The organism is Mucilaginibacter sp. PPCGB 2223 (genome assembly GCF_001705515.1).
In the GTDB taxonomy this organism is placed as follows: Bacteria; Bacteroidota; Bacteroidia; order Sphingobacteriales; family Sphingobacteriaceae; genus Mucilaginibacter.
Map to the genome: position 1 here is coordinate 826,307 of NZ_MDJS01000003.1, position 13,664 is coordinate 839,970.

The 13,664-nt window shown below is 46.2% G+C and carries 7 protein-coding genes and 1 rRNA gene; 5 read left to right on the forward strand and 3 right to left on the reverse strand.

Going from position 1 to position 13,664, the window contains the following annotated elements; all coding sequences use genetic code 11:
- Positions 1-7 precede the first annotated feature (7 nt).
- Both BEL04_RS18335 and BEL04_RS18340 read right to left on the reverse strand, forming a co-directional pair.
- A complete protein-coding gene (locus tag BEL04_RS18335; protein WP_083227987.1) occupies positions 8-5,659 on the reverse strand; it encodes a HAMP domain-containing protein in 5,652 nt (1,883 codons plus the stop codon).
- A gap of 489 nt (positions 5,660-6,148) precedes the next feature.
- Complete coding sequence (locus tag BEL04_RS18340) at positions 6,149-6,412, reverse strand: hypothetical protein (protein ID WP_066006222.1); 264 nt, start codon at positions 6,410-6,412, stop codon at positions 6,149-6,151.
- Between the two features lie 192 nt (positions 6,413-6,604).
- Between BEL04_RS18340 and BEL04_RS18345 the strand changes: the two genes are divergently transcribed.
- The 5 genes from BEL04_RS18345 (at position 6,605) to BEL04_RS18365 (ending at position 13,441) form a co-directional block, all read left to right on the forward strand.
- A complete protein-coding gene (locus BEL04_RS18345) occupies positions 6,605-6,991 on the forward strand; it encodes a hypothetical protein (protein WP_139113099.1) in 387 nt (128 codons plus the stop codon).
- A gap of 181 nt (positions 6,992-7,172) precedes the next feature.
- Positions 7,173-8,522: a TolC family protein gene (locus BEL04_RS18350; protein ID WP_254659597.1), complete on the forward strand. Its 1,350-nt coding sequence runs from the start codon at positions 7,173-7,175 to the stop codon at positions 8,520-8,522.
- An 11-nt stretch (positions 8,523-8,533) separates the two neighbouring features.
- Entirely contained in the window at positions 8,534-11,788 is a 3,255-nt protein-coding gene (locus BEL04_RS18355; protein WP_371327589.1) for an efflux RND transporter permease subunit, read from the forward strand.
- Between the two features lie 73 nt (positions 11,789-11,861).
- Positions 11,862-12,941, forward strand: a complete 1,080-nt coding sequence (locus BEL04_RS18360) for an efflux RND transporter periplasmic adaptor subunit (RefSeq protein WP_066006226.1) — start codon at positions 11,862-11,864, stop codon at positions 12,939-12,941.
- An 83-nt stretch (positions 12,942-13,024) separates the two neighbouring features.
- On the forward strand, positions 13,025-13,441 hold the full coding sequence (locus tag BEL04_RS18365; RefSeq protein WP_066006227.1) for a MarR family winged helix-turn-helix transcriptional regulator: 417 nt from the start codon (positions 13,025-13,027) through the stop codon (positions 13,439-13,441).
- Positions 13,442-13,543: 102 nt separating this feature from the next.
- Here BEL04_RS18365 and rrf read toward each other — a convergent pair.
- Positions 13,544-13,655: ribosomal RNA gene (gene rrf / locus BEL04_RS18370) — 5S ribosomal RNA — on the reverse strand.
- Positions 13,656-13,664 lie beyond the last annotated feature (9 nt).

Genomic DNA, 13,664 nt, shown 5'->3' on the forward strand with positions numbered 1-13,664 from the left:
TTAATTTTTATTTGATCAGCCAAACGCGCATCAATGATAAAAGCTGATCGGTTTTTACAGGCTTGGTAATATAATCCGAAGCGCCCGACGCAATACATTTCTGCCTGTCGCCGATCATCGCTTTTGCTGTTACCGCAATTATCGGCAGGCTTTTGTTACGCGGCTCTTTCCTGATCATCTGTATCGTTTCGTAACCGTCCATTTCGGGCATCATGATATCCATCAGCACAATATCGATACCCTTATCCTGGTTCAGAATTTCGAGTGCCTCGCGCCCGCTCTCGGCGGTAATCGCATCAATTTTCGATCTTTCGAACACGGCCGTCAAGGCAAACAGGTTCCGTACGTCATCATCAACCACAAGCACTTTTTTACCATCAAGCACATCGCTGTTGTCTTTGATCGTGTCGATCATCTTTAATTTACTCTCGCTGATGAATTTCTTATCAATGTGGAGCAGGATCAGTATTTCGTCGAGCAGGTGAATATGCGACGAGGATGTTTTAGTGATGATCTTATGGTTCATCCGTCGCAGTTGGATCAGTTCGTCCTGGGTAAAATCGCGGGCCGAATGCAGGATGATGGTTGTTTGCTGCTGTTTAAGGGAGTTTATTTTGTTCAAAAAGTCGATGCCGTTCGCATCAGGCAAAACATAATCAAGTATCACGCAATCAAACGGCTCCTTTTTCAAAGCCGCAAGGCCTTTTTTAGCAGTTGTTGCACCGGTTACCTCAATATTATCATTAGATATCAATTCGGAGAGCCTTTGCAGTTCAGATTCGTTATCTTCAATAATAAGCACGCGCTTCCTGGTATGTTCGTGGAAGCTAACTATACCGGTGATAAGTTCGTGTAAAGTATTGTTTGACAGTGGTTTCAGGCTAAACGAGCGGGCACCGAATTTAAGCGCCATCACCTTATTATCTTCGCCCGAAATAACATGTACCGGGATGTGGCGGAAATTGATATCCGTTTTAAGCAACTTCAGTATCTTCCAGCCGTTTGATTCGGGCATGTTTACATCAAGCGTTATAGCCACGGGGCTGTATTTTAATATACTATCAAATATTTCCAGGTAGCTTATTGCCACGACAACTTTTAAACCAAGGTCGTGCGCCTTATCGATCAATATTTTGGTAAAGCGCAAATCGTCCTCAATAACCAGCAGCACCCTGTCTTCGGCAACTATGTTATGACGGTCATCATCGATCACCAGTTCGGCGGTATCTATCAGGTTAGCACGTGTGTGAGTAACTGATATCGGTTTCTTTGGTTTTGCAGGTGCCGATTTCTCTTCTTTGTATTTTAACGGCAGGAATAAGGTAAACGTACTGCCCTTGCCCAGTTCGCTGCCCACGGTAATGGTACCGCCCAATAACTCGGCAAAACCTTTGCTGATTGACAGACCTAAACCTGTACCGCCATATTTACGGCTGGTTGAACCTTCGGCCTGCTGGAAAGCCTCGAATATAATGCCCTGGGTATTCTTTGAGATACCAATACCCGAATCTTCGATCGAGAAGGCAATAACCGATTCGGTGTCGCTCAGAGGATTTTCGTCGTTAATACCCGGCCGGTAAATGTGCAGTTTAACCCTGCCTTTTTCGGTAAATTTAAACGCGTTGGATAGCAGGTTCTTTAATATCTGATTTAAACGCTGCATATCTGTTTCCATCAGTTCCGGAAGGCCATCCTGCAGTTCAATTTCAAACTTGAGGTTTTTAGCTTCAGATATCGGCTTAAATGTTGATTCGGCAAAAGAGGCTATCTCTTTAAAGCTAACCGGCATTACATCGGCTGCGATAACGCCCGATTCGATCTTCGACAAATCTAAGATATCGTTGATCAGCTGGATCAGGTCATCACCGCAAGAGTGGATGGTTTTGGCGAACATCCTTTGCTTTTCGGTCAGGTTACCTTCGGGGTTTTCAAACAATTGCTGCGCGAGGATAAGCAAGCTGTTCAACGGAGTACGCAACTCGTGCGACATGTTGGCCAAAAACTCCGATTTGTATTTCGAAGTCAGTGTTAACTGCTCAGCTTTTTCTTCGAGCGAGCGGCCTTTATCGTGCAGTTCGTCATTCGCACGTCTTAACTCTTCCTGTTGCGCCGAAAGCTCACCCGCCAATGATTGCGACTGGCTCAACAGTTCTTCGGTACGGGTGTTGGTTTCGATGTTATTTAACACGATACCGATACTTTCCGTCAGCTGGTCGAGAAAGTCGATGTGGGTATCGCTAAAGTTTTCGAATGAAGCCAGTTCGATAACCGCTTTTACATTATTCTCAAACAACACCGGCAAGATCACCAGATCGATCGGCGCTGCGCTGCCTATGCCCGAACTGATCTGCAAATACTCGTTCGGCACGTTTGACAGCCTGATGCGTTCCTTGTCGGTAGCGCATTGCCCAACCAGGCCTTCGCTCAGCGAAAACTCCTGGTCGATAAGCTTACGGCTACGCTGTGCATAACCGGCAAATAACCTCAGTTTAGCTTCGTCGCCAGTTTCGGGCTGCTCTAAAATATAGAATGCTCCGTACCGTGCGTTTACCAGTTCGGCCAGTTCTGACAGTACTTTATTAGCTACGGCATTACGGTCGCGCTGACCCTGAAGCATCTGTGCAAACTTCGCAAGGTTGGATTTCAGCCAATCCTGCTCGTGGTTCCTTAGTGTGGTATCTTTCAGGTTGGCGATCATCTGGTTAATGGTATCCTTTAGCGCCTCCAACTCACCTTTCGCTTCCACGCGGATGGTACGGGTCAAGTCGCCCTTCGTTACCGCCGATGCCACTTCGGAGATGGAACGTACCTGCACCGTTAAGTTTTGTGCCAACTGGTTTACGTTCTCCGTCAAATCCTTCCAGGTACCAGACGCGCCAGGTACGCTGGCCTGGCCGCCCAGGCGTCCTTGTACCCCCACCTCACGCGCAACGGTAGTTACCTCATCGGCAAATACCGCCAGCGTGTCAATCATCTCATTTATGGTATCGGTCAACTGTGCCACCTCACCTAATGCGTTGATGGACAGGCGTTGTTTCAAATTACCCTTGGCAATACCCGTTGCCACTTTAGCGATACCCCGTATCTGCCCGGTTAAGTTGGATGCCATCTGGTTTACCGAGTCGGTCAAATCCTTCCAGGTACCACCAACACCTTTTACGTGTGCCTGCCCGCCAAGCTTACCTTCGGTACCCACCTCACGTGCCACACGCGTTACTTCGGATGCGAACGAGTTGAGCTGATCCACCATCGTGTTGATGGTGTTCTTCAGGTCCATGATCTCGCCCTTTACGTCGATGATTACCGTTTTGGATAAGTCGCCACTTGCTACCGCTTTGGTCACCTCGGCAATATTACGTACCTGCGAGGTCAAGTTACTCGACATTTGATTTACCGAGTCAGTTAAGTCCTTCCAGGTACCGGCAACCCCAGGCACAAACGCCTGGCCGCCTAAGTTACCATCCGTACCCACCTCACGTGCCACACGTGTTACTTCGGATGCAAAACCGCGCAGCTGATCCACCATGGTATTGATGGTTTCTTTTAGCTGCAAGATCTCACCGCGCACGTCAACCGTAATTTTTTTAGATAAATCGCCATTCGCTATGGCGATTGATACGTCGGCGATGTTACGCAACTGGGCGGTAAGGTTACCGGCCATTTTATTTACCGAGTCGGTCAAATCCTTCCAGGTACCGTCTACGCCCGGCACATTTGCCTGCCCGCCCAGCTGCCCTTCCGATCCCACTTCACGTGCCACACGCGTTACTTCGGATGCGAAGCCACGGAGCTGATCCACCATCGTATTGATCGTATCTTTTAGCTCCAATAATTCGCCTTTTGCGTTTACCGTAATCTTACGCGATAAGTCGCCTTTAGCCACCGCCGTGGTTACCTCGGCAATGTTACGCACCTGCGAGGTTAAATTATCGGCCATTTTATTTACCGAGTCTGTTAAATCCTTCCAGGTACCGGCAACACCTGGTACATTTGCCTGGCCGCCAAGCTGGCCTTCAGACCCCACCTCACGCGCCACACGCGTTACTTCGGAGCCGAAGGAGTTGAGCTGATCCACCATCGTGTTAATGGTGATCTTTAACTCGAGCATTTCGCCCTGTACGTCAACCGTGATCTTTTTAGATAAGTCGCCTTTGGCCACAGCCGTGGTTACCTCGGCTATATTACGCACCTGGCCGGTTAAGTTACCTGCCATCTGGTTTACCGAGTCGGTCAGGTCCTTCCAGGTACCGCCTACTCCTGGTACGTTTGCCTGGCCGCCAAGCTGCCCTTCAGATCCCACCTCACGTGCCACACGCGTTACTTCGGACGAGAATGAGTTGAGCTGATCCACCATGGTATTAATGGTATTCTTCAACTCCAATAACTCGCCTTTGGCATCCACCGTGATCTTTCGCGAAAGGTCGCCCTTAGCTACCGCAGTAGTTACACCGGCTATATTACGCACCTGGTTGGTTAAGTTACTACCCATCTGGTTTACCGAGTCGGTCAGATCCTTCCATACACCGCCTACACCCTTTACGCGCGCCTGGCCTCCCAGCTTACCTTCGGTACCCACTTCGAGCGCCACACGCGTTACTTCGGATGCGAACGAGTTGAGCTGATCCACCATGGTATTAATGGTTTTTTTCAGCTCGAGCATCTCGCCTTTTACGTCAACCGTGATTTTTTTGGATAAGTCGCCATTGGCCACAGCCGTTGTTACACCGGCTATATTGCGCACCTGCGATGTTAAATTACCCGCCATACGGTTTACCGAGTCGGTCAAATCCTTCCAGGTACCTGCAACGCCCGGCACTTTAGCCTGGCCGCCCAGTTTACCTTCGGTACCTACTTCGAGCGCCACACGGGTTACTTCGGATGAGAATGAGTTGAGCTGGTCCACCATCGTATTGATGGTATTTTTCAGCTCCAATATTTCGCCTTTGGCCTCAACTGTAATCTTACGCGACAAGTCGCCCTTAGCCACCGCCGTTGTTACCGCCGCCACATTACGCACCTGCGCAGTTAAGTTACCGGCCATCTGGTTTACCGAGTCGGTCAACTCGGCCCACACGCCTGCTACACCTTTAATCTTTGCCTGCTCGCCCAACTTACCTTCCGAACCTACCTGCCTTGCCACACGTGTTACCTCCATAGAGAATAACTGCAATTTGGAAAGCATCTGGTTCGATTCTTTAGCGATACGTAAGAATTCGCCTTTCAAAGGGTGGCCTTTTATTTCGAGGGGTATTTGCTTGGAGAGGTCGCCGTTGGCAACAGAGTTGATCATACCTGCAATTTCAAGCGTCGGGGAGGTCAGGTCCTCAATAAGATTGTTGAGCGAGCTGACACCGTTGGCCCATTCGCCTTTGGCATCAGGCAACTCTATACGTTTTGATAGATTACCGCGCTTGCCTATCGTTGCTTCCGCAGATGATATCTCGGCAACAAAGCGCTCATTCATATCGATAATATCGTTAAGCACTTCGCATATCCGTCCATTAATGCCAGCCTGTGTAACAGGCATACGCACGTTAAGCCGGCCACTTTTTACTAACGAAAGTACTTTTAACAGTTCTTTAAGATCAAGGGAATCCTCGTAATCACGATCAATGACCTCCGTTCCGTTTAAGATCTTTTCTAAGGCATCATCCTTCATAGGTTCAAGGTTTAGTTGTGAATGTGGCAGATGGTTTTACAGGTTTAATGCGGGTAAAGTTTTATCCATGTAAAAGCTATTAAAATTAACAAATGCGTAAATTAAAAACAACAAAATGCAATTAAATACCTCAATAATTAAAATATTTAATCTTTAAATAATATGAATTAACTCACTGAAATTTCAAAAACAGTATAGCCTTAGAACAACCATCTTATTGATAAATTGTTTTCCCAATATGGTTTTAAGCAAAAAATATTTTTAATAAGCTATACCTTAATTTGCTGAGGAAAGTACCTGTTAAAAAAGGTAAGCTCAACGCTTCGGATACAAATCAAGATGTTTAGAGGGCTAAGATTCGATACCGTGAATAACAACAACAATTACATTTAGCAATAAATCCAATTAAATGCCGGTAATTGTAAAAGACTATTGCTAACCCGTCGCTTGCCGGGTATTTCATCAAACCGTTGTTGGATATCAGAGCAGCTAATCGAATCGCTTTGCCTGTTTCAGGCTATCGCTTTGTAAAGTATTGCGCACCGACCATCCAATAGACCTGAGATTAACTTGGCCTTTTTTGTCGTTGTCATCTTTATTTACAAGCGATCCATTATTAACAACATCTGTTTTATGGGCATCATTATATTTTGCCGGGCCACTTGTTTTCCTGGCCGAGATCCCTACAAATATCTCTACGATAACTATAGCTAAAAAAATATTGAATAGACGCCGGGTATTTATTCTTCTCATGCCTGCCCCTTTTATTTAACTGTAAATACAATATTTAAGTTAACAATCAAGTTTTGTTTTTGTTGGGATTTTTATGATGGTAGACGTTTTTTTTATTGTTTAGTTTAATGAAAGGCAAAAAAAACCATTTTACAATGCATTTTTATTAAAACATTTTTTCTCACCTTTGTACAGCTGGGATAATTAATTGTAGTGAAACGACATACGGCCTTTCCTGACAACAGACTTATTGTGCTTATCGTGATAGCGCTGTACTCGTTCATTGTTATATCCCATCTGTATTACCTGCCTGATACTAACCAACGGACACAGGCCGCACAGACATCTATTTTTAAGCGGCGTAACGAAACCATCAACTTCAACAGCCATCCGATTAACTTTTTACAGCGCACCGATAAATTTACCCTGAATGATAAAAAATCGGCAGGCGATTTTATCAATTCGGTAACTGGCTGTTTTATCTTATTGTTGTTTACCCTGCAGCTTTGGAAACTTAACCTCAAACCTTTCCGAAGTTTTACGCGGTATGATATCAATTATCAGTACGTTTACCTCTCTCTCCGAACATTCCGGATCTGATTTATTGACTTAGCACAATTCTGTATTAAGTACAATCATTTTTTTTATTAACCCTTGCTTTTGTAAGAGGGTGTTTTGACTGGTTTATTTCCTGTCTTATCACACTCAGCACGCGCAATGGTCATTCCGGAAATAATTTTCTATGCAAATTTTAAAAATAATCACAGGTATATGTATTGGCATGTTCATTACAGCCAATATTTATGCTCAGCAAGGCCCTCCCATAGGTCTTAAAACATTACTTGGTAATGTAAGCAAAAAAGCACCTGGTTTGATCACCGATTCGGCCGTTATACTGATTAAACAGGCGCAGGCTGCCGAAACCCGCAGCAACTGGCTGCCTAACCTAAGGCTCAATTACCAGGCAGATATCGGTACAAATAACAATGATGCCGGCCCGTATTTTGGCTTTGGCATTATACCATCCAACTCGCGGGGCGTACGGGTTGATAACAACACCGCAACCTTGTCTGCCAATGTCGGCGTCGCGGCGCTCGACTGGGAGATCTATAATTTTGGTGCTTACGGAGCACAAAATAAAGTAGCCGGCTCTGATGTGCAGGTTCAGCAAAACGAGTTTATCCAATCGAAATACCAGTTGCAGGCCTATACCATCGATAATTATCTGCAATTATTGCGGCTACAGGATTTTTTGGATATCCAGGTACGTAACATCCAACGTAGTCAGGAAATTAAACGCTCGGTGCTATCGCTTGCTAAAAGCGGAGTGCGGCCCGGTGTTGATACCAGCATTGCCGAAGCGGAGTTATCCAAAGCGCGGTTAAATTATATTGAGCTATCCAACCAATTGAAACAGGTGCAGCTGCAACTGTCCGCTGTTAGTGGCTTACCGTATCAGCGCATCGTGCCGGATACTACAGCTGCGACAAAGCTGATCGACAATTTTATGGGTAGAAATGTGGGTACGATAGATACTGCAAGCCATCCGCTGATCAACTACTATAAATCGGTTTATCAAAACAATCTCGAAAGAGAAGATCTGGTCAAAAAAAGCTATAACCCTAAAATATTGCTGGAAGGCGCTGTTTGGGGGCGCGGCTCGAGCGTAGACGCGACCGATCATTTCAACAGCCTTTCGGATGGGTTTGGCTTTAACCGCGATAATTACCTGGTGGGTTTGGGTATCAGCTACAACCTGTTCGACCTACGCAGGCGCAAGTTGAAGCTCAGCACCCAGAAAACCATTACCGATTATTCGCGCAAAAGACTCCAGGAAGTAAGCGATATGCTGGCCATCAGTGTAAACCAGGCCGATGAGGAGATGAATACCGCAACACAGCGCCTGCAGGAAATCCCTAACCAGTTACGCGCGGCTAATGCGGGTTACCGGCAAAAATTATCGCTTTATAAAGCCGGCTTAACAGATATCATCGAGCTTAATGCGGCTCTGAACATTCTGTACCGCGCCGAAAGCGACTACGCAGCCGCCAAGTACAGCTACAGCCATGCGCTCTTTCAGAAAGCCATTACCGGGAACAATGTAGGTCAAATCTTAAACTCTTTAAATTAATAATCATGTCAATGGTCACATCCGCACTCAAAAGGCCCATCACTACCATAGTGATCACCCTGAGCCTTTTAATATTCGCAGTGCTCAGTGCAATAAAAATACCCATAGATATCTTTCCGGCTTTAAACCTGCCGACTATCTATGTTATCGAATCGTACGGGGGCATGTCGCCCCAACAAATGGAAGGTTTCTTTTCAACCCGTTTACAGGATCAGTTTTTGTATGTAAACGGCATCAAAAGCATCAGCAGCAAAAACATTCAGGGACTAACGATCATCAAGCTATCATTTTACGAAAGCACCAATATGGCCGAGGCATCGGCACAGGTAGCCTTACAGGTAAACCGCGCGCAGAGCTTTTTTCCGCCTGGTGCCTTGCCACCGCAGGTTGTACGGTTTGATGCCTCATCGTTACCGGTAGGCCAATTGGTATTAGACAGTAAAACCGAGAGCCTGAAGGATATTTACGATATGGCGGCAACGCGTATCAGGCCCATGTTCTCCACCATTCCGGGTTTGTCGGCCCCCCCGCCGTTTGGCTCTAACGCTCGATCAATCATCTTAAGCATAGATCCTAACAAACTACGCAGTTACAATTTAACACCCGATGAAGTTGTTGATGCGCTTTCCAAGTTCAATGTCATGTCGCCCTCGGGTAACCTGAGGCTGGGGAATAATATGTACCTCACCACCATGAACTCGCTTATTAGAAACAGCGATAATTTTGGCAATATCCCGGTGCTTACCAAAAACGGAGTACCAATTTATGTAAAGGATATTGCCCGGGTGAGCGATGCGGCCGACGTAACGGTAGATTACGCACTGGTAAATGGTAAGCGCTCGGTATATATACCCGTAGTGAAAACAGCCGATGCCTCGACCTGGACGGTAGTGCAGACGTTGAAAAGTAAGCTGCCCGAGATGCAGAATTTACTGCCCGACGATATCAAAATATCATACGAGTTCGATCAATCGGCGTTCGTGGTAAACGCAGTAAAAAGTTTGATGACCGAAGGTGGCCTTGGCGCCTTGCTGACTGGTTTGATGGTGCTGCTGTTTTTACGCGACTGGCGCAGTAGTTTGATCGTTGTTATTACGATACCCGTCTCGATTTTAATCGGGGTATTGTTGCTCGGCCTGTTCGGGCAAACCATCAACATCATGACTTTGAGCGGTTTGGCGCTGGCCATAGGTATCCTGGTCGACCAGGCGACGGTGACCATCGAAAACATACACCAGCACCTGGAGATGGGCAAAAGAAAGCGGGCAGCGATTTTTGATGCCTGCCAGGAGATATCTTTTCCATTATTACTCATTTTGTTGTGTATCCTGGCTGTATTCGCACCATCGTTTATGATGAACGGCGTACCTAAGGCCATGTTTTTGCCGCTATCGATGTCGATCGGTCTAACCATGATCGTATCGTACATCGTTGCGCAGACGGTGGTTCCTATCCTATCCAACTGGCTCATCAAAGCCGAGACCTACCAGCATTACGAGCATGGTAAACTACATGCGCACGCCGGAGAAGGTTTTGATAAACAGGAAGAAGCACAGATCAATACACATTTAAAAAATGAGATTGAGCACCCCGAAAAAAACGATCTTTTCGAACGTGTAAAAATGCGATTCATCAAAATACTGCAAAGGTGGATGCCTCGTAAAAAAGTGATCGTGCCGGTATACCTGGTTTTAGTGTTGGTTTTGGCTGCGATTGGTTTTGTTTCAATAGGGAAGGATATGATGCCTAAACTGAATAACGGGCAGTTCCAGATGCGGATAAAGGAACCCGAAGGTACGCGACTGGAAAGAACGGAGGAAGGTTTTAAACAGGTTCTGGATATCATCGACAAAACGGTGGATCACCATGTAAAAATCTCTTCGGGGTATATCGGTTTGGTGCCGAGCAGCTTTGGCAGCAGTAACCTGTATGTGTTTAATACCGGCACGCACGAGGCTGTTTTACAGGTTAACCTGGATGAGGATTACCATATGAATATGGATGAGCTGAAAGATGCGCTCCGTAAGAATATCGCAGCGGCCCTGCCCGACTTGCGCATCAGTTTTGAGCCGATAGATATGACGGAGAAGATCATGAGCCAGGGTGCATCCACACCGATACAGGTACAGGTGGCGGGCAAAAATATGGAGCAGATACAGCAATATTCGGGTAAGATAATGTCTAAACTGAAAGCTATTCCGTACCTGCGTGATGTGCAGATCGATCAGCCGCAGCATTTCCCGGTGGTATCGATCACGCTCGACAGGCTGAAGGTTGCGCAGTTAGGATTGAACATCAAGGACATCTCGCGCTCGGTAACGGCGAGTACCTCGTCGAGCCGTTTTACCGAAAAGAACCTTTGGCTGGATGAAAAATCGGCCTATACCTACCAGGTGCAGGTGCAGATACCCGAATATGTGATGAACACAATGGACGAGCTGAAAGAAGTACCGCTGATTAAAGGGCAAAGCAGCCCCACACTGGCTGATGTAGCCGATTTTAAGGTAACTTATGCGCCTGGTGAGTATGACCGTGCGGGCCCAAGGCGCTTTCTAACGGTGAGCGCCAACATCTACAAAAAAGATTTGGGCACCGCTACCAGCGATGTGGAGGAAGCTATCAAATCGGTAGGTGAAGCGCCTAAAGGTTTATTGACCGAGGTAAAAGGGATGTCGAGCCTGCTAACTGAAACGCTATCGAGCCTGCAAAATGGATTGTTGTTTGCCATATTGGTTATCTTTTTACTGCTGGCTGCGAATTACCAATCGTTCAAATTATCGCTAACGGTATTATCTACCATACCAGCAGTAATTTTAGGGTCGATAACGGCGTTGCTGTTGACCGGCTCAACGCTGAACCTGCAATCGTACATGGGTATGATCATGTCGACCGGGGTATCGGTAGCCAATGCCATCCTGATCGTAACCAATGCCGAAACTTTACGGCTTGAATATAAAGATGCAACACGCGCCTCGGTAACCAGCGCATCCATCAGGCTAAGGCCGATTTTGATGACCAGTTTAGCTATGATGGCGGGTATGATACCTATGGCATCGGGTATGGGTGAAGCCGGAGAGCAAACGGCACCACTTGGCCGGGCGGTTATCGGCGGTTTATTTGCATCCACCCTGGCTGCACTGTTTATTTTACCGCAGGTATTTGCCTGGGTTCAGCAAAAAACAACTTATGCTTCGCCATCGCTTTTGCCTGACGAGTCGGAAAGTCAGGAAGTCGGAAAGACGGAAAGCTTCGAAGTCATCTCGTAAAACCAAAAAAAGTTAATCAAAATAGAACTTCCGGTCTTTCGGACTTTCCGACTTCCGGACTAAAAAACAAATCATGAAATCAAAATCCATCATTATAATAAGTAGTATCGGGCTGTTTGCTGCCTGTTCGGGCAACCAGAAGCCGGTAGATATGACTACCGAAACCGCAAAAAAAGCGGCTCTTGAAACCTGTGAAGTAACTGAAAAAATGCTATCGGGGAATGCCAAGCTGCCCGGCCAGTTAAAACCATACAACGAGGTCAATATATTTCCGAAAGTAAATGGCTTTGTACAAAAGCTATTTGTTGACAGGGGGAGTATTGTTAGAAAAGGCCAACTGCTGATGATCTTAGAGGCGCCTGAAATGGAATCCCAATTACAGGCAGCCAATTCAAAATACCTGCAGGCGCAGGAAAACGCTGTTGCCAGTAAGGAGAAATACCAACGACTAAAGCAAGCCGCACAGGAGCCGGGGTCGGTATCGCCGTTGGATCTGGATAATGCTTTATCAAAGATGAAAGCTGATGAAGCTATGGCCAGGTCCGAACAATCAAACGTTGCATCGGTTCACTCGATGCAGGATTATCTGAATATCCGTGCCCCATTTGATGGGATGATCGTTCAGCGGAACGTATCACCGGGAGCTTTGGTATCGCCGGGGAAAACAACTGATCAGCCGATGCTGATCCTACAGGACATTAGCAAACTGCGTTTAGAAGTTTACATCCCCGAAGATTACGTGGACAAGGTTGATTTGGCTAAGCCGGTTATGTTTACTCTAAATGCAATGCCCGGGGCGGAGCATAAAGCAAAAATAAGCCGCTCGGCTAATGCCCTGAGCAGTATGCGATCGGAGGCGATAGAGATAGACGTAGAGAATAATAAAGGAATTTTAAAGCCGGGCATGTATGCCGAAGTAAAGATACCGATGTTATCGGGCGCGAAATCGCTGCTGGTGCCCAACGCGGCCATTGTCCGCTCGACGGAACGTGAATATGTTGTTGTGGTAAAAAATGGCAAAGCGGCTTTAACAGATGTTAAAGAAGGTATGGGCAGCCATGATTCGACAGAGGTGTTCGGCAACCTGAATCCTGGCGAATTGATAGTTAATCATGCCAGCGACGAATTAAAAGAAGGAACTGTTATTAAGTAGTTACTCCGTTACTTAAATAACGATAGCGGCCTGTTTAGCAGGTCGCTATTTTTTTATCATAAACAAACAACAAGACCTGGATTATGAACTTACTGTTATCAAGAACCCTTCGCCGGTTGAGCAAACTGTACAATAAGCGGATTTTGCAAGAACTACCGGACATTGACTCAGAATACAGTACCGAGCTATTGCTACACATTTCGTTAAACAACCATCCTACAGCACAAAAGCATTTGGCAGAATACTTACATATCGATAAATCGCGCGTGGCGATTTTGATTGATAGCCTGAATCAGGCTAATTATATTTATACGGAGCGTAATCCTGCTGACAGGCGTGAACACTTTGTTTATCTAACCGATAAGGGGAAACAATTGTTACCGGCTATTCATCGCGCAATTGATAAGGTGAATGCTTCGATCAAATACCAATTGAGTGAGCAAAGTCTGGATAACTTTTACGATACGCTGCTACAGCTTGAAACAAACTTAAGTAGTTGATAGATGCAACGTACAACTTTAGACGATAATCTATCATTACCCCCTACCCTGTAAAAACAAACAAACCCCGCTAACTTTAAGTTAGCGGGGTTGTTTAGTAAAAGTTGGCACCGACTTACTCTCCCACGTATTACCGCAGTACCATCAGCTCTGGCGGGCTTAACTTCTCTGTTCGGAATGGGAAGAGGTGGACACCGCCGATATAGGCACCTGAATGCTTTTT